The organism is Desulfovibrio intestinivivus (assembly GCF_053570665.1).
The window spans coordinates 1,005,932-1,028,917 of record NZ_JBRBQT010000001.1 but is presented as its reverse complement, the minus strand read 5'-3'; the positions used below and the strand labels follow the sequence as shown (position 1 = coordinate 1,028,917).

The window sequence follows — 22,986 nt, the reverse complement described above, 5'->3', positions numbered from 1 at the left end:
TTATCCCCCTTTTATATGAAATATTGAATTGGAATGTCCGTGCGTGCCTGTCAGCCTGCTTTACAGGGCGCAAGACGTGCGACTTTTCCTGCGTTGCCACCTGCCGCGCGGAAAAATGCCGTAAAATTTGGCAAATCCCCCTTGAAATTTCAGTGGGGGATATTATTTTCATCTATATATTTTTTCAGGAGGTTTGTCATGGCAGAGGCTGGTAAGAATTCCCGCCAATTCCGCGCTGAGGTGCGCAAAGTCCTGCATATCCTCACCAATTCGCTTTATACAAATCGCGAAATTTTTTTGAGGGAACTTGTTTCCAACGCCTCGGACGCGTTGGATAAATTGCGCTATCGCATGAGCAGGGGCGAAAGCCCCCGTCTTGCTGATATCCCCCTTGAAATCCGCATCAGCCTGGACAAGGACTCCAAGGTTCTGACCATTGCAGATACCGGCGTTGGCATGACCGCAGATGAACTGGCTGAAAACCTTGGCACTATTGCCAGATCCGGCTCCGAGCAGTTTTTGGCCGATATTGCGGCTGAAAATGCAGCCAACGGCAGCGACACGGCAAAGCCTGAAGGCGGGGAGGAGGGCGAGAACTCCGGTCCTGCGGATGCCGCCAATATTATCGGCCGGTTTGGCGTGGGCTTTTATTCCGTCTTTATGGTGGCCAGCAAGGTGGAAGTTACTTCGCGTCCGGCTTTTGGCGATGATGCCGAAGCCAGCGTGTGGGTCAGCGACGGGCTTGGCACCTTTACCGTTGAACCCGCAACCGGGGATGAACCCGCGCGCGGTACGGTTATCAAGGCATGGCTCAAGGACGATGCCGCCGAATTTGCAGAAAAGTTCCGCGTTGAGTCGGTTATCCGCAAGCATTCGGCCTTTGTTCCCTTCCCTGTCCTCGTGGACGGAGAGCGGGTCAACACCCAGCCTGCGCTGTGGCGCGAGCCAAAGTTTTCGGTCACCAAGGAACAGTACGATTCCTTTTACAAAGCCCTGACCTATGACGCCAAGGAGCCGCTGGACACCCTGCATCTTTCTGTGGATGCGCCTGTGCAGTTTAATGCCCTCCTGTTCACGCCCGATTCGGCGCAGGATTTTTTTGGTGCCGACCGCGAATTCTGGGGGCTTGATCTCTATGCCCGCCGCGTGCTCATCCAGCACCGCAACAAAGAGCTGGTGCCTGAATATCTGGCCTTCCTCAAAGGCGTGGTCGATACGGAAGACCTGCCCCTGAACATCTCGCGCGAGACGCTTCAGGAAAACGTGGTGCTGCGCAAGATCAATCAGGTGCTGGTCAAACAGACCTTGGGTCATCTCGAAAAGCTGGCCAAGGACGATGCGGAAAAATACAGCCGCTTCTGGAAGCTGCACGGCAAGGTTTTCAAGCTGGGTTACCACGACTATGCCAACCGTGAGCGTATCAGCGCCTTGCTGCGCTTCAATTCTTCGTCCCTCGCTGATGCGGAGGCGCTCACCAGCCTTGATGAATACATGGCCCGCGCTTCAGAAGGGCAAAAGACCATCTGGTATGTGGCTGCGCCTAACCGAGAGGCCGCCCGGCTCAATCCGCACATGGAGCGTTTCCGCCGCAAGGGCATTGAAGTGCTGTGGCTGTACGAGCCTGTGGACGAATTTGTCATGGACGGCCTTGCCAAGTACAAGGACTGGGAATTCAAGTCAGTGGAAACAGCGGCGGACGATGCCCTGAAAGACTTTGCCGACAAGGAGCAGCCGGAACACGAAGCCGCAGCGCCGCTTTCTGACGATGATTCGGCAAGTTTTGACGCCCTGCTTGGCAAGATGAAGGAAATCCTGGGCGACAAAGTGACGGACGTGCGTGTTTCTCACCGTCTGGCAGACAGCCCCGCAGTGCTGGTTTCGCCCGATGGCGGCCTGTCGTCCTCCATGGAAAAGCTGCTCAAGGTCATGCAAAAGGATGATTCCATCCCTGTGAAGGTGCTGGAGGTCAACCGCGATCATCCGCTGCTGCGCAGCCTGTTGCGCATGTTCAAGGCAGACGCGGACGACAAAATCCTGGCCGACATGACTGGCTGCCTGTTTGACGCCAGCCTGCTGCTGGACGGCTACCTCAAGGATCCTCAGGCATTGGCGGCCCGCACGGGCAAGCTGCTTGAAGAGGCTGCTGCCTGGTACACGGAAGTACGTAAGATATAGCTCTGGCCGGGATGCCGTTACGGCATCCGAGTCAGTGAAATAGAGAAACGGCCCTTGTGTATGTTCACAGGGGCCGTTTCTGTTGCAATTTGCTGGCTGAATGTGGGGTTAGTACACCACGCTGTACGACATGACCTCTGGGCGATGGAAGAAAAATTCCACCCGCCGGTTCATGGCGCGGCTCTGTTCGTCAATGCCCGGCTTGAGGGGGCGCGTATCGCCGTAGCTCACAGCGCGCATGCGCGTGGGTTTGATGCCCTTTTCGGCAAGAAAATGGACCATGGCCGATGCGCGCGCGCCGGAAAGCTCCCACGCGGAGGCAAATGGCGGTCTGGCCTCGGTGGAGTCCGCGTGTCCGCGCACCACAAGGTACAGGTTGTATTCGTTCATGAGCTTCAGCACCGCTTCCAGCACCTTGGTGCCTTCGGGCAGCAGGTCAACGCTGCCGGGGCGGAACATAACGTCCGAATTGACGCGCAACTGCACACCCACATCATCCGCGCTGATGCCCGAGGAATTTTGCGGCACGGCATCTGCCATGAGCATCTGCTTGATTTTTTGCGCGATGGCGTAGTGCGACTTTTCAACCTCGTTGATTTTGAGGTCGCGCGCGTCAATTTTATCCGTGTTCTGGATGAACGGATTGTTTGATATGGGGGATGTGGAGCTGGAGTCGAAATTGCGCTCACCGCTGAAGTACGCGGCTAGACCCGCCTTGGTGTCGGGCGGCACCATGCTGAGGATCCACAACAGAAGGAAGAAGGCCATCATGGCCGTAACAAAGTCGGCATACGCCACTTTCCATGCGCCGCCGCCCATAGGCTTTCTCCTTCGTAGTAATCTGCGCCGGGCCTTACGCTTTCGCTGACGGCATAAAAATCAGCCGTCCGCGCCCTTGATGTACAAACCATAGCAGGTTTTTACAGAAGGGCAAAATATCTGCGCCCGCACTCCCCGATTAGGAGGCAGCCAGCCCGTTTGCCCCGGCTTAGCCGCTCTTGAGCCGTTCTTCCATTTCTGCAAAAGAAGGCCGGAAGGGGTAGGGTATGGCCCTGCGCCCATATTCCACGGCGATCAGCGGAGTTGATCCGCGAATGGCGGCAGCCACGGCTTCCTTGATGGAGTTAAAGTAAAAATGTTCTTCGGCCACGTAGTTTTCAAGCTTTGCGCCCATGGGGCCAAAAAGGCCATAGCAGGCAAGAATACCAAAAAAAGTGCCGACAAGTGCTGCCGCGATGTAGTGCCCAAGAACTTCCGGCGGTTCATTGATCTTACCCATGGCCAAAACAACGCCCAGCACGCAGGCCACAATACCCATGCCCGGCAGTGATTCGGCCATGTGCGACACGGCGTGGGCGGGCAAAATACCTTCCTCGCGCATGGTTTCGATATCCACATCCATGAGGCTGTCGATATCTGCGGGGTCGCCAGTGGTCAGGTACACGCGCAGCGTGTCGCCCACAAAGTTCACCAGCACGGTATCTTTGGAAATATTGGGATATTTGCTGAAAATCGGGCTGGATTCGGGTTTTTCAACGTCGCTTTCAATACTGATCACGCCCTCGCGGTGCATTTTGGAAAAGAGCGCATACAGCAGGGCAAGGGTCTCAAGGTAGTGATTTTTGCTGGAACCAGGGTCGGCAAACAGGTGTTTGAGGCTTTTGACAACCAGGCCAAAAGTGTACTTGGTCTGCGAACCAAAAAAAGCCCCAAGGCCGCAACCCAAAATAATGATGAACTCGGCGGGCTGAAAAAGAATGCCCCAGTCGCCGTGGGCCATGGTGTAGCCCGTGCCGACTGAAGCCGCAACAATGACCAGTCCTATAAGTAAGTACATACTGCCGCCTGTTCGCTCTATGCCTTACCGGGCAAGGAAACCCCGTAAAGCTCGTGTGTTGCCTGGCTGGCGGAATTTTGACCACTCCGCTCACCAATCGCGCCTTTACAGCGCGTTCAGGCCTTCTTTAATGCTTAACGCCCGTGATGCTAATAGCTTTAGCCCATGACGCCGAAAAGGCAAGCCCCGGACAAAATACCCTTACCCGTGAATCGGTGCTGTTTGCCTTGCCGTTTGCCCCTGGCAAGTATTTTTGTCAGGGCCGCAGCCATGTCTGTTAACGGCCCAGGATACCGCGAACCAGCCCTTCCGCGCCCTTTGCCGCGCCCTTGGTGGTGCTTCCGGCTTCTTTACCCGTTTTCAGCAATGTGCCCGGCAGATTTTTTGCCATATCAAGGGCAAAACGCGGGTCAACACCATACGAAATGTCACTCAAAGGCCCCTTAGCCGTCACAGGAATTGTCAGCCCCATGGTTTTGATGTCCAGAGCCGCGTCCATGTACTGTTTGGGCAGGCTTATGCGCGCCTTGCCCGCAGCGTTGAGAGTGGCGGAGGTGACAGTGATGGGACTTGCGTTGATTTCGCCATCGCGGGCGGTAAAGGGCGCACGGGCCAGATCAAAGCGGTCGGGCAGCGCCCCCCCCCTGCCGGTGAGCGAGGGGATGCTCTTGGAAAGCTCCGCCATGGCCGGAACATGCAGGCGGCGTATTTCAAGCAGCCCGCGTCCACCAAGACTTTGGCGAATATCATTGGCGTCCGCGCACCTCATGGTCACATCCGCATCCAGCGAGGCCTGCCCGTCGGCCAGCCGTCCCTTTCCAAGGGCAACCAGCAGCGGGCCAAGCTCCACATCGGCGGCCTGCGCCTTGAGAGTGCAAGTTTCAGTTGCCATATCCATGTTGCCGGTGGACTTGATAAGCCCGCCGCTGCCAAGGCTGGCGGTTAAGGAGGTCAGGGCATAGCGTCCTTTTTCTCCCTTGATGGCCAGCGCAATGTCTTTTACCTGCAATCCGCTCTTGGTAATGCCAGCCACTTTGGCGCGGATGTCCAGCCCCGGCATGCGCCGTGCCGCTTCCGCATCCGGCTTGGCGCGCTTGCCGCTAGCAGCTGTGCCGTCGTGCCCCGCAGGCTTGGTTTCCGCCGCATTTTTTCCGGATTCTGCCTGGGGCATGTAGGGGTCAAGATTGAGCATGCCGGTCTGCACGTCAGCAGTCACAAGCATGGGGGCGCTTTCGGGCAGGTCAAGGCGCAAACCGCCGCGCAGGGAAAGATCGTCAAGTTGGAGAAGCATCTGGCTGAGGTTTAGGGCATTGGCGGTATAGCGCACCATTGTTCTGAAGCGCAGATCGTCCTTGGCAGAGGGAGTCGCCAGTTTGTGGCCTGCCAGCGCGGCAAGTTTGTGGGGCGAGCCTTCCATCTCAAGAGCGCCGTTGAACGCCAGAGGGGCCAGCCCGCCTTCGCCGGATGCGCTCACCCGGGCCTGGGGCGTATTGAGCAAGGCCTTGCTCAACTGGAGGTGCAGATCGCTCAGCCGCAACGAGCCTTCACAGGTGAACTGCAAGGGCCCGGCTTCCTTGGGCAGCGCTCCGGTGAGCGGTGTGACAGTCAGCGCAGTCTGCCGGAAAAGCAGCTGAGGCGGCGCGTAGCGCAGGCGGGAAGAAAATGCCAGCGTACCCGAGATGTTGTTTGCGCCAGATTTGGCGGCGGGGGCAGCAGGCCCGGCGGTGCTGTCGCCAAAAATAAAGGCAAAGTCGCACTGCACCACTGCTTCTTGCCCGGTGCGCAGATTTTCTACAGAAAAGTTTACATCATCAATGCGCAGCGTTTTACCATTTGCGCTTGTGTAGGTCGCAACACCTTGACGCAGTACAAGGCGCTTCAGCTCAATGGGAAGGGCTGGCGGGGTCACAGCGGCGGGCTTGGTTTCAACGGCGGTTTTTTCCGCGTCCGGCTTGGCAGCGGCAACGGCCTTGTTTTCGCGGACTTCAATCACGGGGCTGTTCAGCCGAACTTCACGCACGACAACATTGCCCGTAAGCAGGGGGCTCAGCTCCAGTTGGGCCATGCCGCTTTTGACGGATATGACCACGCCCTGCCCATCGCTGGCGCTGCCCCAGTGCGCCTGTCCAAAATTGACACCGGGGGGGAAAAAGGAAATTCCAGGCGGGCTGTCAAACGTTAAAGGCTGCCCAGTGGCTTTGGCCGTGGCATCGGCTATCTGCCGCATCACAAATCCAGCGTCTACCCTGCTGAGCAGAACAGCCGCCGCCACTGCCAGAACCGTGGCGCCACCCAGAATCCATAAAAATACACGCTTCATTGAAACTCCGCAGGTATTTGCGGCCATGGCGGCCGCGTAAACCGCCGTGCCCTTCAGGGCTGCGGCGGGTATTTGTATGACCACCATTTCTTTTATACGAAAAGCTGGCAAGCAGTGCAAGGCGAAGAACGCACAGCGCAACAGGTCAGCTTTGCACTTTGGCGGACTGCACGGGCGCATCGGTTGCGGTAGCTTCCCTCAATCCATATATTGTCGGAAAGATATTATAAAAGACACAGCACTGAACGGGCATTGCCGCAGGTGCAGGGAGGATTACCGCACATGGCGGCCAGACCGGTTCACACGGCGCAATCGGGGCCGGGGCGTTCTTTGCCCCCGGCTCTCATGATTCAGGGAACATGCTCAAACGCGGGCAAAAGCCTGATTACGGCGGCTGTATGCCGTCTACTGGCGCGCAGAGGGCTGCGGGTTGCACCCTTCAAGGCGCAGAACATGGCGCTCAATTCCTTTGTAACCAGCGACGGCAAGGAAATGGGCCGTGCTCAGGTCTTGCAGGCCGCCGCCTGCGGCCTCGCGCCAGACGTGCGCATGAACCCGGTGCTGCTTAAGCCCACGTCCAACGTGGGCTCTCAGGTTATTGTACTGGGCGAAGCCGTGGGGCACATGCGCGTGGGCGAGTATCTCGCCTATAAGCCGGAAGCCTGGAAGGCCGTGCGCCGTGCCTACCGCAGCCTGGCCGCAGATATGGATGTTATGGTGCTTGAAGGGGCGGGCAGCCCGGCTGAGATCAACCTCAAGGCGCATGATATTGTAAACATGCGCATGGCCCGTTATGCCGGGGCGCATGTGGCCCTGGTGGCGGATATTGACCGTGGCGGGGCCTTTGCGGCCCTGGCGGGCACCATGGCCCTGCTCACCCGCGCGGAAAGGGGGCGGGTAGGGGGCTTTATTCTCAACAAGTTCCGGGGCGACGCCAGCCTGCTGGATCCCGCCCTGATCATGCTCCAAAAACGCACGGGCAAACCCTTTTGGGGGGTTGTGCCCATGCTGGAAAACCTGCGCCTGCCCGAAGAGGACTCCGTAAGCTTCAAGGAAGGTCTGACCCCTGGCCTGCGCATGGGGCAAACCTCTGGTGGCCCCGGCTTGCTGGATATTGTGGTGCCCGATCTGCCGCATTTGAGTAATGCCACGGATCTTGACGCCCTGCGGGACGAACCGGGGGTGCAGTTGCGTATTGTACGCCACGCCGAGCAGTGGGGCGCGCCGCATGTGGTCATTCTGCCGGGCAGCCGCAATACCGTGGGTGATCTGCATTTTTTGCGGAGTACCGGGCTGGCCGGGCTGGTTAAGGAATTTGCCCGTCAGTGCATGGCGCGCAGCACTGGCGCACTGGTGGGCATTTGCGGGGGTTTGCAGATGCTTGGAGTTGAAATAGCCGACCCCCTGCTGATTGAAGAAGGCGGATGCGAGCCGGGGCTTGGCCTGCTGCCCCTCCACACAAGGCTGCTGGCAGCCAAGCGCCTGTGCCGCGCCGCCGGATGGGTGGATGCCTGCGTGACCGGAGCAGAACGTCAGGCCGTGACAGGCTATGAAATCCATCACGGCGAGACCTCCTCCTTGCAAGGAGAATTGTCGGATATAGCTGGAGAACCAGCTGCGGGCGATGTCGCGTCTGCCGTCATGCGGGTTGTGATGACCGACTCCGGGGGGAGCGCCCTGGGCTGGGGGCGGTGCGATGCCCGGGGGAGCGCCCGCGTGTGGGGCAGTTATCTGCACGGCCTTTTTGACGAGGATGCCTTTCGCCATGCATTTTTGCGCCGCCTGCGGCATGAGGCGGGTTTGCCGTCAGCGCCGGAAACAGCCTATAGCCTCGGCCCCGAGCTGGACAGGCTGGCCGATGCTGTGGAAGCAGCGTTGGACATGCCAGCCATACTCAACGTGCTGCAACTGGCTTGAGCAGAAAAATCATGCTGTCGGTTTTTGGGCCAGGGCGTTGCGGCTTATTCCCCGCCATTGGCTCAGCAGCACGCCAAGCACGATAAGCAAGGCCCCGCCATATTGCGCGGGCGGGAGTTTCTCGCCCAGCAGGGCGACGCCGAAGAGCAGGGCAAAAACAGGTATGAGATTGGTGTAGGCGGCGGCGCGCCCAGCAGAAAGGCGCTTAACGCCAAAATTGTACAGGCCGTATCCTGCAAAGGTCACAATGCCGCCCAGATAGAACACGCAGGCCCCGGGAACCCAGGCGGGAAAATCTCTGCCAAGGCTGATAAGCGTGTCTGATTCCGGCACCACAAGAGCCAGCAGACAAAAAAAGATCATGCCTACAAAGGCTTGAACCGCGGTGATGCACAGGGCGCTGTATACAGTTGAAAGGTGGCGGGCCAGCACGGTATATCCGGCGGCACAGCACATGGCGATACCCTCAAGGATGTTGCCCAGCAGGGGATTGGCGGCTTTTTCGTCCGGAACCGCGGCAAGGGTGAGCCACGTGACGCCGCAAACTGCCAGCAAAAAACCCAGCCACATGCGCAGGCCCGCGTGCTCGCGCAGGGCTACAAAGGCTACTGCCGCCACCAGCAGGGGCAGCAGGGATGTTATCATGCCAGCCTGCGAGGCCGTGGTCAGGCGCAGCGCGTTGGTTTCAAACAGAAAAAAGAGGCAGGGTTCGCACAGGGCCATGAGCGTCAGCGTCCCCAGATTGCCGTGTTCCTTGAGTTCGCGCCAGAGGCGCGGCCACAGGGGCAAAAAAACAATGCAGGCCACAAGCATGCGTCCGGCCATGGTTTGCAGGGGGGTCAAGGCGGTCAGTGCGATGCGCAGCACTACAAAGGTGGAGCCCCAAAAGGCCATGGCTGTCAGCAAGGCCGCGTGGGGCAATAAATTTCGGGCGGTGGGGGACATGAGGGTTTTCAGTTTCTCCAGAATGGTCGCGGGTGATTTTTGCGGCAGCCTATGGTAAGAATGCCAATACTTCAAGGTATGAGGCCATCCGCCAGTCGCGCGGGGGTGCCTGCCTGTCCGGGTTCAAGCTTGACGAAAGGCACTGTCCGCTGCCTGCGGGAGCAAGAAGCATGAGCATCAGAACCATCATAAAAACTTCCAACCTCGCGCAGTTGCTGCTTCTTCTGCTGCTTGGGCTTTGCCTGGTCTCTCTGGGGCGTGGCCTGAATGAGGGCCGCAGGGTACTCGAAAACTACTACAGGCTTGATTCCCTCCTGGTGGATGTGGAAACTAATACCCGGCAGAGTTACGAAGAAGCCCATGCCTTTATTTTTACAGGAAATCCAGAGCGTTACGCCAAGTGGCAGATGCTGAATCAGGATCGCGTCCACGAGATGCAGGACGCCGTCGGGCACGAGGGAACCTTTGAACATATTGCCCGCAATCTCAATGTGACGGGAGGTCTGCAAGGGCAGGTTCAGGCGCTTCTTGCCCAGCGCAGGCACCTCGACAGCCTGCTTGATACCGCCATGAACATGGCTGTGGGCAATAGCGGACCGCCCCTGTGGGACAGGGACGGGCTTGACCTGAAAGGCGCGCAGAGCTGGGTAGACAGGGTCAATCTGGACAGTGAAGCGCAGCAGGTTCTTTTCAGCGCGCTGGCCCTGCGCGAAGTGCAGTACCGCAGCTTTCTGGAACAGGTGAGCAAACAGGAGTCTCCGCTTGTCCAGATGGTCTGGGCCATGTTTTTTGCCTTGCTGGCCTTGGGGGCCAGCGCGGTTGCCAATATTTATATCTTTCAGAAGAGGGTCGCCAAGCCGCTGGGCGAGGTCAGCCAGTACGCGGAAGGCGTGGCGGCGGGCGAGGATCCCGAGCCCTTGAAGCTCAAGTACCGGGATGAACTGGCCGTCATGTTCGCCTCCCTGCAACGCATGAAGGGAACGCTGTTCTCCCGTATCCGCGAACTGAAAGAGGCCGAAAGGCGTGCTCGCAAAAGCAAGCAGCAGGCCGTGCTTGCCCGTGCGCAGGCCTTGTCGTCACTGGAACTCGCCCAAAGGGCCTCACACGTGCAGGAAGATTTTTTACGCCGTATGAGCCACGAAATCCGCACGCCCCTCAATGCCATCATCGGCATGAGCTATCTTAGCCTGCAAGCGGGCCTCAGTGGCGTGCAGCGCGACTATCTATCCCAGATCAACAAATCGGGCAGCCTGCTGCTGGACATGGTCAACAGGATTCTTGATTTTTCAAGTGCAAACGAGGGCTTGCTGCGCCGCGAAAACCGGGCATTTCAGGTGCCCCGCCTGCTGGAGCTGTTGCGGCAGAGCGTGGCGGGCAGCGCCCTTGAAAAACAGTTGGAGCTGATTTTTACACTTGATCCGGCTGTGCCGGTGGTTGTGGAAGGTGACGAACGGCATCTGGAAGAAGTGTTGCGCATCCTGCTGGACAATGCGGTCAAGTATACCCGCACTGGCTCCGTGGAGTGCAGTGTGCAGCTTGCCCACGGCGGTCTGGAAGATGGCGGATGTCGTCTGCTCTTTGTGGTGGCCGACAGCGGCCCCGGCATGGATGCTGTTCTTAAGGACAAGCTTTTTGAACCCTTTGCCTTGGGCGACGAGTCGTTGACCCGTTCAAACAGTGGCCTTGGCCTCGGGCTTGCGCTGGCGCGGCAACTGGTCAACCTCATGGGCGGCGAGCTTTCTGTGGCAAGCGCACCCGGCAAGGGGAGCCGCTTTTTCTTTGAATTGTCCTTCGGCTGGGTGCAACAGGGCGAAGCCATTACGGAGACCACCTCGGCTCAGGAAGAAGCCGCCGCTGTTGTGGACAGTGCCCTTGGCGTTGCAACCCCGTCGCACCGCACTGTACTTGTGGTGGAGGATAACGAGATCAACGCCCAGATCGCCAGCGAGCTGCTGACCCAGGCCGGGCTTGCCGTGCGTGTGGCCTCCAACGGGCTTGCGGCGGTTGAAGAAGTACGGGGCGGCGGTGTTGACCTTGTGCTCATGGATGTGCAGATGCCCGTAATGGACGGGCTTCAAGCCACCATGCGCATCCGCGCGCTGGGTTTTTCACCTGCGGATCTGCCCATTCTTGCCATGACTGCCCATGCTGATGCCGCTTCCCGTCTGGAAGGCAAGAACGTGGGCATGAACGATTATCTCACCAAGCCGGTTGATCCTGCCGCTCTGTATGCCGCCCTTGAAACGTGGCTTCCGGGCGGATTGCACTCCAATCCGCTGACCGCAGATGTTGGCCCGGATGATTTTTTTGCCGCAGCAGCCGCGGAAAGCCGTGTTCATGAGGGTGAGGAACGGCTTTCGCTGGACGTTATGCGCGATCCGGCCCAAGCCTCTTCTGTACCGGAGGGGCAGGCGGTCAATGTGGAGGCTGGCCTTGCAACCGTAGGCGGCAACCGCGAATTGTACCGTGAACTGCTGCTGCGTTTTGTGGATCACTACGGCGAGAGCGCCAGGGAGCTGCGCGGGCTGCTTGCCTGCGGCGATCTGCGTGGCGCGGCCCGTCTGGCGCATACGGTAAAGGGCGTTGCCGCCAACCTTGGCGTGGAGCGGGTATGCCGCCTTACGCGGCACATGGAAAACTCTTTGCCCCTTATTCCGCCGAGTGAAGAACTGATGGATGAGTTTGAAGCGTGCATGAACGAAGTGCTGCTGCGCGTACGCTGTCTAGAAGGCGATGGGAGCGTGGCCACAGCAGGCACCATGCATCTGGAAGGCGAGCACCGGGACAACCTGCTGGCTCTGCTTGCTGAACTGCCCGAACTGATGGAAACGGACTGGGGCAATGCGGAAAGCGCCATTGAACTGTTTATGCCTCTTGTGAACGGCACCCCCTATGCAGAAGATCTGACCGCAATTCTTGCCTCGGTAAAAGACTTTGACAATGCGGCCCTACAGGGGCAGGCGGCAGCCCTGCAACGGCGTCTGCGCGGAGAAAGCCTGTGAAGACCGTTTTTTGCCTTGACGACAAGATCAAGTATCTGACCCTGCTCAAGGTGGCGGTGCGGTCATTGCGCGCAGTGCAGGGCAATGACGCCCCCTGCCTCTGCGTCTACGCCGGAAATGATGCGGCCTTGCTGGCAGAACTTACTGCGGAAAATATTCCTGTTGCGCGCTATACGCCGCGCCTTGACCCAAGCGGTTTCACACCCTTGGGACAGGCCTGCGCCGGATGCTTTCTCAAACTTGAGCTTGCTCTTGTGCCCGAGCTTGCCCAGGACGACCGTGTACTTTACTGCGATACGGATGTGCTTTTTTATCGCCCTCTGGACGAACTTTTTGCGCAACATCCACCCTACGTGGGTATGGCAAGGGAATACACAGCTCCATTTTATCACCAGCACCAGCAGCTTTTTTATGAATACAGGGGCGAACGGTATACCGTTCCCATGCCTTTTCCCATCTGGACATATTCCAGCGGAGTGGCGCTGTTCAATCTTGAGCGGCTGCGCAAGCGCGATCTGATAGGGCATTTCATGGCTTTTTGCCGGGAAAATGAATCGCGCATCGGCAACCTTGATCAGTCGCTGGTGAATTATTTTTTTGGCAAGCGCATAACGCGGCTGGATGACTGCTGGAACAGCCCCCCCTATAGAGAGGAATGCAGGGATGAAGCACGGATAGTGCATTTTCACGGCCCCAAGCCCTGGGCATATAAACGAACCAACCTGCCTGACCTGTGCATCAATCACTATGACTACATGCGGGGAATCTGGATGGAATACCTGAATCCCCAGGAACGCGCGCTGGTGGAAAGCTGGGCGTAACCCGGCCCGAAAGTATTGTTTTTGTCATCCACTCTGAAGTATTCTCCGCTCTGTCCGATAAGGTTGAAACCGGGGCCTGAACGCTCCAGTTAGCGGGGTCGATCCCGGCGCAGATTGCAGCGGATTGCATATGACGGATTGCCGCAAAAGCGGCGATTCATGGGCGGAAAACGCCCGCTTATACCATGGAGGCCATCCCATGACGGATACAATGGACGCGGCGCAGGCGACTAGGCAGGACGTGCTGCAAGGTTCCGGGCAGGAACATGAGGGCGATCTGCTCCAACTGGTGACATTCCGCATTGGCGAAGAAGAGTTCGGGGTGGACATCCTTTCCGTTCAGGAAATCATCCGTCTCATGCAGATCACCATGGTACCCCATGCCGCAGCCTTTATTGAAGGCGTCATCAATCTGCGCGGCAAGGTTATTCCGGTCGTCAACATGCGCACGCGCTTCAGCATGCCCGCCCTGGAGCACGATGGCAACACGCGCATTGTTGTGATGGAATTTAACCAGAAGATAGTGGGTTTTCTGGTGGACGGCGTGTCCGAAGTGCTGCGCATTCCGGCCTCCACTGTGGAGCCTGCGCCACCGGTGGTTTGCGGTATCGGCTCCGAGTATATCCGGGGCGTGGGCAAGCTTGAAGACCGCCTGCTCATTCTGCTTGACCTCGACACGTTATTGAGCGACATGAACGCCGATGCGGGTTAGCATGGCGGCCAGGCGCGCACTACTGATTCCGTGCGGACGGCGGACTTTTTAAAGCCCGGCGTCCTGCGGTGTTTTGAGTGAACGACGCGCAGCCTGAAGCCTTCGCCAGCCGGAGCGGCACAGCCGCTACGGTTATGCCGCCGCAGCAGGAGGCCTTATGTCCATGCGTCTTTCCCGCTCCATTGTGGGTGAAGCTGAAGCCCGCGCCGTAAGCCGTGTTATTACTGAAGACGGCTATCTCGGCATGGGCAACGAAGTGCGTCTTTTTGAAGAAGAAGTCGCCCGCTACCTCGGCGTCAAGCCCAGTCAGGTTATTTCCGTAAATACAGGTACTGCGGCCCTGCATCTGGCCGTGGATGCCGTTGCCGCCCAGTGCCGCGTAGACGGCAAGCCGGAAGTTCTGGTTCCTTCCCTTACCTTTGTGGCGTCTTTTCAGGCCATTACCGCCGCAGGCTGTCAGCCTGTGGCCTGCGATGTGCTGCCCGAAACAGGCACCATTGACCTTGCCGATGCCGAACGCCGCCTGACCCCCCGCACCATTGCCATCATGCCTGTACACTATGCCAGCAATCCCTGGCAGATTGACGCTGTATACGATTTTGCCCGTGCAAAGGGTTTGCGCGTGGTGGAAGACGCCGCCCACGCTTTTGGCTGCAAAAGCAAGGGCCGCATGATCGGCAGCTTTGGCGACATGGTCTGCTTCAGCTTTGACGGCATCAAAAATATTACCTGCGGTGAAGGCGGTTGTCTGGTGGCCTTTGACGAGCAAGCGGGACAGTTGGCTTCTGACGCCCGTCTGCTTTCAGTAGCCAACGATGCGCAAAAGCGCTTTACTGGCGGGCGTTCGTGGGATCCCGATGTGACCCGTCAGGGCTGGCGTTATCACATGAGCAATATCATGGCCGCCATCGGGCGGGTGCAGCTTGGGCGGCTTGAATCGGAATTTATCCCCGCACGCCGCATGCTTACAGCCATTTATGAACAGCGCCTCGCAACTGTGGAGGGCCTTGCCCTGCTGGCCACTGACCCGCAGGACTTTGTGGTGCGCCATATCATGCCCGTGCGTGTGCTAGGTGGCCGCAAAGATGCCGTTAAGGAATTTATGGCGGCACGCGATATCCCCACCGGGGTGCATTACAAACCCAATCACCTGCTCAGCTGCTTTGGCGGGGGCGCGGAGTCGCTGCCCGTGACGGAACAGCTCTATGGCGAACTTGTGACCCTGCCCCTGCACCCCGGCCTCAGCGCCGAAGATGTGGAGAGCGTGTGCGACGCGCTTGTTGCCGCACTCAAGTAGCGCTCGCCAGTGCGCTGGAGATTTGCCGTGGTTAGCGGCTGGCAGGCTGTGCCAGGCTTCAGATGGCTGGCGGATCTGGTGCGCGGGCTTTTGGCCCGGCGCTGGGTGCGCTTTGGCATTGTGGGCGGCGCGGCTTCCGTAAGCTACTTTCTGCTGGGGTTGTTGTTCGTCAATGTGGCAGGTTTGCCCACGCTGGCGGGCAACGCCCTGGCCTATGCGCTCAGTTTTATTGTTTCCTATCTTGGGCAATGCCTGTGGACGTTCCGCGCCGCAGATTCCGCCGTTGGCATTGCCAGCCATCGCACCATGCTGCCGCGCTTTGCGGCTACCCAGGCTGTGGGCCTGTGCTGCAATTCGGCCATTGTCTGGCTGCTGGTGCGGTTTGGTGTTCCTTATGCCTGGGCCATGCCCGTTGCTGTTCTAACCGTGCCTGTCATGGTTTATGCGCTGTGCAAGGTCTGGGTATTCAGAACGCAGGCTTCATTCGCTCCCGCCGGGGCAGGGCAAAGCCCGGCGCAACAGACATCTACACCCCCCACCGCGCGCAATGAGGATAAAGCATGAACGCCCCCGCAGTTTCGGTCATCATGAATTGCCTGAACAGTTCCCGCGATCTGCGCGAAGCCATGGACAGCCTCATGGCCCAGACATTCACGGATTTTGAGGTTGTTTTCTGGGACAACTGCTCAACGGACGAAAGCCCCGCCATTGCCAAAAGCTACGGCGAAAAGGTGCGCTATTTCCGGGGAGAGAGCATTGTGCCTCTGGGCGAGGGACGCAATCTGGCCCTGGCGCAGGCCCGTGGGCGGAATCTGGCCTTTCTTGACTGCGATGACGTGTGGCGGCCTACCAAGCTGGAACGCCAGGTGGCTCTGTTTGAAGGCAGTCCGCGTGTGGGCCTGGTGTGCACGGATACGGAAATTTTTGACGGCAAGCGTGTGTTCAAGAGGCTTTTTGCCGAAACGTCCCCTGCGCGGGGTATGGCCTTTGCCGCATTGATGGAACGCCAGTGGATTTCCATGTCGTCTGCCATGGTCAGCCGCGAGGCACTGGCAAGCCTTTCGGCTGACAAAACTCCGTCGGGCGAAGGCCGCAACGGTGGGTGGTTTGACCAGAGCCTCAACGTGTGCGAGGAGGCCGATGTTTTTTATCGCATCGCCCACGATTGGGAGCTGGACTATGTGGATGAGCCTCTGACCCTTTGGCGGGTGCATGGGGGCAACACGACTTTTCGCAAATTTGGCCAGTTTGCAGATGAAACTTTGCGAATTCTTGAGAAACACCGGGTGTTGTACCCTGGCTATGATCAGGAATATTCAGGCCTTGTCACAATGATGACCCGCAGGGCATGCTTTCAGAAAGCTGTGGCCCTGTGGCGCGAAGGGCACAACGCCGCCGCGCGGGAGGCCATAAAACCCTGGCGGAACAGCGGGCGCAAATTCAGGCTTTTCTGGTGGGCAAGCTATCTGCCAGGATTTTTTTTTGACGTGGCCGCCCGCCTGTATTTCGCGCTGCCAGCCAATTTGCGACAATAACAGTAAGTTTTGTCTCGACTTGGATAGGGAAACATATTGTATTTTTTGCTGAAAGATTATATTCGCACTCAAAGGTCTTAGTGGGGGGAAAGAGGTAGCATTTCTGGGTCGCACGGAAGGGACTCACTTTGCTCAGGCCCCCCTTGCAACACATAACAGTTGAGGGTCTGTTATATGGCTTGGACACAAGTGTATGATCCGTTTGGCGGAGCAGTAGTTTCCGCCCTGCTGGCAGGTATCCCCCTGATCAGCCTTTTTTACATGCTGGCCGTGCGTCGTGCTAAGGGGCATTACGCTGCGGTTCTTGCTGTGGCACTTTCTTTCGTTCTGGCGGTTGCCGTGTGGGGCATGCCGTTCGGAACAGCGCTGGGCGCATTTAGCTACGGCGCGGCCTTTGGTCTCTTCCCCATCATCTGGATCGTTATTACGGCGGTCTGGGTGTACAACATGACTGTGGAGTCGGGCGAATTCGAATACATCAAAGAATCGCTCGCGCGTCTGACAGACGACCGCCGTTTGCAGGCTATCTTTATCGCCTTTGCCTTTGGTTCCTTCATTGAAGGTACCGCCGGCTTCGGCACCCCTGTGGCGATCACCGCTGCCATGCTGGTGGGCTTGGGCTTCCGCCCCCTGTACGCCGCTGGTATCTGTCTGATTGCCAACACCGCGCCCGTGGCCTTTGGCGCCATTGGTATCCCGATCATCGTTGGCGCCCAGGTTTCCGGCATTCCTGAAATGCACGTGAGCCAGATCGTGGGCCGTCAGCTGCCTTTCCTGTCCATTCTGGTGCCCCTGTGGCTCTGCGTGGTCATGTGCGGCTTCAAGCGCGCCATGGAAGTGCTGCCCGCCATCATCGTGGCTGGCGTGAGCTTCGCCGGTTCGCAGTTCCTGTTCTCCAACTACCACGGCGCTACGCTGCCCGATATCATGTCGGCTCTTATCACCATCATCGCGATGGTGCTGTTGCTGCGCGTGTGGAAGCCCAAGACCGTGTGGCGCTTTGAGGGCGAAAAGGAAACCGTGCTGAGCGGTGCTGCCCCTTCAACGGGTATCGTGCTTCGTGCGTGGCTGCCTTACATCGTTCTGGCCGTCATGGTGTTCTTGTGGGGCCTGCCCCAGTTCAAGAACATGCTGAACGCCGTGCCCGGTTCGGTGCTCAAGTTCTCCTGGCCTGCTCTTGACGGCATGGTGCACAAGGCTGCCCCCATTCTGGCCGCTGGCAAGGATCCCAACTACCCCGCAGTGTTCACGTTCAACTGGCTCTCCGCCGGTGGTACGGCCATCCTGCTGGCTGGTTTCTTCTCCGTGCCTTTCATGCCTGGTTATTCGTTCGGCAAGGCTGTTAACTGCCTGTTCCGTACCATTCACCAGCTGCGCTTCCCCATCCTGACCATCGCCATGATCCTGGGCCTGGCTTATCTCATGAACTTCTCCGGCATGAGCTCCACCCTGGGTATTGCCTTTACCCTGACTGGCCCGCTGTTCCCGCTCTTCTCGCCCCTTCTGGGCTGGCTGGGCGTGTTCCTGACCGGTTCGGACACTTCTTCAAACGCGTTGTTCTGCGGTATGCAGCGCTCCACGGCTGAAGTGGTGGGCATGGATCCGGCCCTGGCCGTCTCCGCCAACTCTTCAGGCGGTGTTACCGGTAAGATGATTTCGCCCCAGTCCATCAGTGTGGCAACTGCTGCCACCAATCTGGTTGGTCATGAAGGCGACCTCTTCCGGTTTACGCTTGGGCACAGTTTGGCCATGACGGGCTTTATCTGCGTGCTCACCTACCTGCAGTCCAACGTGCTGCATTGGATGCTGCCGTAAACTTGGTTTTCCTTCCGTAATATGGCGCCGCCCCGCAAGGGGCGGCGTTTTTGCATTTATGGGAAGGGGTGAGCCGCTGCAAAGGCAAAACACAGCCGCACCCCCTTCAGAGAACCAGCAAACCCTTATGGGCCGCGCGTTCCAAGCCGTCTTGCCAGTCGCGCTTGTCTGCTTTATGGTGCGCTGCAATGCTTGGAGGAGTACATGGATTCGCAGCAGATTACGTTTTCTTCAACCGTCAAATCGCTGGGCCTTGTGTTTGGCGATATCGGCACGAGCCCTATATATACGCTGGCAGTCATATTCATGCTGACCGAGCGCACAGAAGACCATTTTATCGGCATTCTTTCGCTGATTATCTGGACTTTGCTGCTGCTTGTGACAGTGGGATATGCGTGGCTGGCCATGAGCCTGAGCAAGGGCGGCGAGGGCGGTACCATTGTGCTGCTTTCCATCCTGCGGCCCTTGCTGCGCTCTGGCAGAAAAATAGGCTTTGCTTCGATTATGGCCTTTGTGGGCGTTTCACTGCTCATTGGCGATGGGGTCATTACCCCGGCCATTTCAATTCTTTCAGCCGTGGAAGGTCTGACCCTTGTGCCAGGCTTTGAGGAAACCCCCAAGGTTGCGATTATTGCCGTTGCGCTGGTATTTACAACGGTGCTGTTTGCCGTACAGAAAAAGGGTAGCGGCGCGGTATCTGGCGTGTTTGGCCCGATTATGGCGTTGTGGTTCGGTGTGCTGGCTGTTTCAGGCATAGCCTCCATTACGCAGGCGCCTCAGGTGGTCAAGGCGCTGAACCCCATGTACGCCATTGATTTTATGGTGCACAACGGTATTGCGAGCTTCTTTGTGCTGTCTGAGGTTATTTTGTGCGCCACAGGCGGCGAGGCTCTCTATGCGGATATGGGGCACATGGGGCGTAAACCCATTATTGCGGCATGGGGCATTGTTTTTGTGGCTCTGGTGGCCAGCTATATGGGGCAGACTTCGTTTCTTATCCGCAATCCTGATGCCGGGAACGTGCTGTTTGAATTGATCAACAGTCAGGCCAGGCATCTGTATGTGCCATTCCTGATACTCAGCCTTATGGCCACGGTCATTGCCTCGCAGGCCCTCATAAGCGGTTTGTTTTCCATCATGTACCAGTGCATGGCAACTCACATTATGCCCTTGTTCAAGGTGGACTTTACCTCAAAAGAACTGCACTCGCAGATATATATCAATTCAGTAAACTGGGCTTTGTACGTGGCAGTGGTACTTGCCATCTGCGGTTTTGGCGAATCTCACAAACTTGCCGCCGCCTATGGTCTTGCCGTTACCGGCACCATGTCCATAACAGGCGTATTCATGGTATGGATTTTCCATTTGCAGGGACGGCACTTCAATTCCGTCATTGCGGCCATGGTCTGTGTACTTGATTTCATCTACCTCTTTGCCAACTTTTATAAATTTCCGCACGGCGGGTACTGGTCCATCCTCATTTCCCTTATTCCGCTTACTGTGATCCTTATCTATACCCGTGGGCAGAGGGCTGCGTACCAACGCATGCGCCCTATGGGCAAGGAGCAGTTTCTGGAAAAGTTTGCCGAAGAGCGGGCCAGAGGCTGCGCCATACGCGGTACAGCCATATTTTTTCTGCGCAGTCTGGACAAGGTTTCGCCCTACATAGTCAAGACCATGTTCAGCAATGGCATTATTTATGAGCAGAACATCATGCTTTGCATCGGGCGCACCAATGAGCCCATTGGCGTGACATGGCATTTTGATGAGGACCCCGCTGAGGGCATTCGTGTCTTTGAAGTGGCAGCAGGTTATATGGAGGTAGTTGATATCTACCACATATTGTCTGAGGCGGGCATCAAGCCGCGCGTCATTTTTTATGGTGTGGAAGACATCCTCACCAGCTCGCCCTTGTGGCGCATTTACGCCATCATCAAAAAACTGGCGCCGTCGTTCGTACAGTTTTACAAAATGCCGGTGCATGCCGTGCATGGGGTTATCAGTCGCATAGACATGTAGCTGGGCGCAATGCCCGTGTATGAGCGCTAGGGAGGCCCGGCATGCAGAAAAATCCATTGGTTGGCAGCGGCTTGCTTATGCTGTGCCTGATGGCAGGTTGCCTGGCATGCGGATGCACCCCTCGTGAGCGGCCTCCCCTGACATTTGATGATCAGCAGGCCTTGGCGGCCAATCAGCAGTGCCGGGCAGAAGCCACACAGATGAACAATGAGTGGCGCGGTGACACTAGCTACTTCCCGTGGCGCGCCTATTACGACATGTGCATGAGGCGCTTTGAGATCAGTGATGCGGAAATGCGCAAGCTGCGCCTGCCGTAATCACGCCTGCCCCAAGCTAGACATTGCAAGCACAGCAAGGGTTGCGTTGCTGCGCAAATCGACCAAAGTGGTGAGAGACAAAAAAGTGCGGCCCAGGTTTGCCCTGTGAGCCGCTTTTTTTGATTTTTGATAGATGGGTGCGCGCTGGCTCAGTCGCGCTTTGGAGGGGCATTTGTGAGGCAGATTGGGCGTGATGGCAGAGGGGTATGCTACGATGCAAAAAAGAAGGGTGACTCGTTTGAGTCACCCTTCTTTTTTGCATTTTCAAATCTATTCGTCGCCCACTTTGAGAGCAGCCAGAAACGCCTCCTGCGGCAACTCAACGTTGCCCATGCGCTTCATGCGCTTTTTGCCTTCCTTCTGCTTTTCAAGCAGCTTGCGCTTACGCGTAATGTCGCCGCCATAACACTTGGCTGTCACGTCCTTGCGGAAGGCTGAAACGGTTTCGCGGGCAATGATCTTCTGCCCGATGGCTGCCTGAATGGCCACCTGGAAAAGCTGGCGGGGAATGCTGCGTTTGAGCTTGAGCGCCAATCCGCGTCCATAGGTATATGCGCGGTCGCGGTGAACAATGACCGCAAGAGCGTCAACGGTTTCACCATTGAGCATGATATCAAGGCGCACGAGGTCAGATTCGCGGTAGTCCAGCGGATGGTAATCCATGGAGGCGTAACCGCGCGTGGCAGACTTGAGCCGGTCGAAAAAGTCGTAAACAATTTCTGCAAACGGCAACTCATAGGTGACAACCACGCGGTTGGTGGCCAGATAGTGCAGATTTTTCTGCATGCCGCGCTTTTCTTCGCACAGCTTCATGACGTTGCCCACGTAATCGTTGGGCACGTGGATGTCCATGTTCACATACGGCTCATAAAGCGTGCGGATCTTGGTGGGGTCTGGCAGATGGCTGGGGTTGTCGATCTGCAAGGTTTTGCCATCGTTTGTGTCCACCTTGTAGACCACAGAAGGCGCGGTGGCGATGAGGCTGACCTCAAATTCGCGTTCCAGCCGTTCCTGAATGATCTCCATGTGCAGCAGACCAAGAAAGCCGCAACGGAATCCAAAACCCAGCGCCTGAGATGTTTCCGGCTCAAAGGAAAAAGCCGCATCGTTGAGCTGAAGTTTTTCAAGGGCGGTTTTGAGGTTTTCGTATTCGTCTGATTCTGTGGGGTACAGACCGCAGAAAACCATGGGTTTTACTTCCGTAAAGCCGGGAACAGGTGTTGTGGCAGGGTTTTCCACCAGTGTGATGGTGTCGCCAACGCGCGCATCGCCAAGATCCTTGATGGAGCCGCACATGAAACCCACCTCGCCAGCGTGAAGCGCGTTCACATCCGTGGCTTCGGGGGAGAACACGCCAAGGCGCAGCACTTCATATTCCTTGCCGGTGCTCATCAGGCGCACCATGTCGTTACGCTTGATGGCACCATCCATAATGCGGAACAGGATAACCACGCCCTGATAGCTGTCGTACCACGAATCGAAGATAAGCGCTTTGAGAGGGCCCGCCACATCGCCCTTTGGCGCGGGGAGGCGGTGCACAATGGCTTCAAGAACAGCATCAACGCCCATGCCCGTTTTGGCGGAAACTGGCATTGCCTCGGAACAGTCAAGGCCGATGCTTTCTTCGATTTCGGCCTTCACGCGTTCAACTTCCGCGCTGGGCAGATCGATTTTATTGAGCACAGGCACGATTTCGTGGTTGTGATCCAGAGCCAGGTAGACGTTGGCAAGCGTTTGCGCTTCCACGCCCTGAGTGGCGTCAACCACCAGCAGCGCACCCTCGCAGGCAGCAAGCGAGCGCGAAACTTCATAGTTGAAGTCCACATGCCCAGGTGTATCAATGAGGTTGAGTTCGTACACCTGTCCGTTCTGCGCCGTGTAAGGGATGCGCACGGATTGGGCCTTGATGGTGATGCCCCGTTCCCGTTCCAGGTCCATTTTATCCAGATACTGCTGACGCGCCTCCCGCTTGCTGACAACCTGGGTCAGCTCAAGAATACGGTCGGCCAAGGTGGATTTGCCATGGTCGATGTGGGCGATAATGCAAAAATTGCGGATATTTTCCTGGTTGGGCATGATCATGTCCTGAGAAACTGGATTGGTTGGCGGCGAATTTCCCGCGTTGAACCTGTATTAATATCCAAGATTCGTGCGGAAGTCTATTTTTGCAAGGCGAGAATTCTTGGCAGAATGCCGATTTCAGCCCGAGTCACCGTGGATTGTCAGGTCGGGCAGATGAAAATGCCGGAGCGGGGAGATTGAAGGCACAACAGG

At 57.5% G+C, this 22,986-nt stretch carries 16 protein-coding genes; 11 read left to right on the top strand and 5 right to left on the bottom strand.

Annotation, left to right across the window (positions count from 1 at the left end):
* Positions 1-198 precede the first annotated feature (198 nt).
* Positions 199-2,175: a molecular chaperone HtpG gene (gene htpG / locus ACUZ9P_RS04320; protein WP_449248774.1), complete on the top strand. Its 1,977-nt coding sequence runs from the start codon at positions 199-201 to the stop codon at positions 2,173-2,175.
* A 108-nt stretch (positions 2,176-2,283) separates the two neighbouring features.
* On the opposite strand, the gene ACUZ9P_RS04315 is transcribed toward htpG, so the two are convergent.
* From ACUZ9P_RS04315 to ACUZ9P_RS04305, 3 genes are all read right to left on the bottom strand, one after another.
* Positions 2,284-2,994 (bottom strand): OmpA/MotB family protein, encoded by a 711-nt coding sequence (locus tag ACUZ9P_RS04315; protein WP_298997635.1) that lies wholly within the window; start codon positions 2,992-2,994, stop codon positions 2,284-2,286.
* Between the two features lie 169 nt (positions 2,995-3,163).
* Positions 3,164-4,012, bottom strand: coding sequence for a flagellar motor stator protein MotA (motA, locus tag ACUZ9P_RS04310; protein ID WP_449248773.1), 849 nt, complete (start codon positions 4,010-4,012; stop codon positions 3,164-3,166).
* A gap of 277 nt (positions 4,013-4,289) precedes the next feature.
* A complete protein-coding gene (locus tag ACUZ9P_RS04305; protein ID WP_449248772.1) occupies positions 4,290-6,332 on the bottom strand; it encodes an AsmA family protein in 2,043 nt (680 codons plus the stop codon).
* Between the two features lie 282 nt (positions 6,333-6,614).
* On the opposite strand from ACUZ9P_RS04305, the gene ACUZ9P_RS04300 reads away from it, so the two are divergent.
* Positions 6,615-8,249 carry a cobyric acid synthase gene (locus tag ACUZ9P_RS04300; protein WP_449248771.1) on the top strand — a complete coding sequence of 545 codons (1,635 nt, stop codon included), beginning with the start codon at positions 6,615-6,617 and terminating at the stop codon, positions 8,247-8,249.
* Positions 8,250-8,258: 9 nt separating this feature from the next.
* Here ACUZ9P_RS04300 and ACUZ9P_RS04295 read toward each other — a convergent pair whose 3' ends face one another.
* Positions 8,259-9,194: a DMT family transporter gene (locus tag ACUZ9P_RS04295; RefSeq protein ID WP_449248770.1), complete on the bottom strand. Its 936-nt coding sequence runs from the start codon at positions 9,192-9,194 to the stop codon at positions 8,259-8,261.
* 170 nt (positions 9,195-9,364) lie between these two features.
* On the opposite strand from ACUZ9P_RS04295, the gene ACUZ9P_RS04290 reads away from it, so the two are divergent.
* The 9 genes from ACUZ9P_RS04290 to ACUZ9P_RS04250 all read left to right on the top strand — a co-directional run bounded on the left by ACUZ9P_RS04290 (position 9,365) and on the right by ACUZ9P_RS04250 (position 20,712).
* Positions 9,365-12,196 (top strand): response regulator, encoded by a 2,832-nt coding sequence (locus ACUZ9P_RS04290; RefSeq protein ID WP_449248769.1) that lies wholly within the window; start codon positions 9,365-9,367, stop codon positions 12,194-12,196.
* The gene (locus ACUZ9P_RS04285; protein WP_449248768.1) at positions 12,193-13,017 is read left to right on the top strand and encodes a glycosyltransferase family 8 protein; all 825 of its coding nucleotides are present in this window, start codon (positions 12,193-12,195) and stop codon (positions 13,015-13,017) included. The genes ACUZ9P_RS04290 and ACUZ9P_RS04285 overlap by 4 nt, the downstream gene beginning before the upstream one ends.
* A gap of 244 nt (positions 13,018-13,261) precedes the next feature.
* Positions 13,262-13,729 (top strand): chemotaxis protein CheW, encoded by a 468-nt coding sequence (locus ACUZ9P_RS04280; protein ID WP_027180850.1) that lies wholly within the window; start codon positions 13,262-13,264, stop codon positions 13,727-13,729.
* Between the two features lie 157 nt (positions 13,730-13,886).
* Positions 13,887-15,026 carry a DegT/DnrJ/EryC1/StrS family aminotransferase gene (locus ACUZ9P_RS04275; protein ID WP_449248767.1) on the top strand — a complete coding sequence of 380 codons (1,140 nt, stop codon included), beginning with the start codon at positions 13,887-13,889 and terminating at the stop codon, positions 15,024-15,026.
* A gap of 27 nt (positions 15,027-15,053) precedes the next feature.
* A complete protein-coding gene (locus ACUZ9P_RS04270) occupies positions 15,054-15,590 on the top strand; it encodes a GtrA family protein (RefSeq protein ID WP_449248766.1) in 537 nt (178 codons plus the stop codon).
* On the top strand, positions 15,587-16,561 hold the full coding sequence (locus tag ACUZ9P_RS04265) for a glycosyltransferase family 2 protein (protein WP_449248765.1): 975 nt from the start codon (positions 15,587-15,589) through the stop codon (positions 16,559-16,561). Before ACUZ9P_RS04270 ends, ACUZ9P_RS04265 begins: the two co-directional genes overlap by 4 nt.
* A 174-nt stretch (positions 16,562-16,735) precedes the next feature.
* Positions 16,736-18,376, top strand: coding sequence for an L-lactate permease (locus ACUZ9P_RS04260; RefSeq protein WP_449248764.1), 1,641 nt, complete (start codon positions 16,736-16,738; stop codon positions 18,374-18,376).
* Positions 18,377-18,580: 204 nt separating this feature from the next.
* A complete protein-coding gene (locus ACUZ9P_RS04255) occupies positions 18,581-20,395 on the top strand; it encodes a KUP/HAK/KT family potassium transporter (protein WP_298997605.1) in 1,815 nt (604 codons plus the stop codon).
* A gap of 41 nt (positions 20,396-20,436) precedes the next feature.
* Positions 20,437-20,712: a hypothetical protein gene (locus ACUZ9P_RS04250; RefSeq protein ID WP_449248763.1), complete on the top strand. Its 276-nt coding sequence runs from the start codon at positions 20,437-20,439 to the stop codon at positions 20,710-20,712.
* Between the two features lie 270 nt (positions 20,713-20,982).
* On the opposite strand, the gene lepA is transcribed toward ACUZ9P_RS04250, so the two are convergent.
* Positions 20,983-22,788: a translation elongation factor 4 gene (gene lepA, locus ACUZ9P_RS04245; protein WP_449248762.1), complete on the bottom strand. Its 1,806-nt coding sequence runs from the start codon at positions 22,786-22,788 to the stop codon at positions 20,983-20,985.
* Positions 22,789-22,986: the final 198 nt, after the last annotated feature.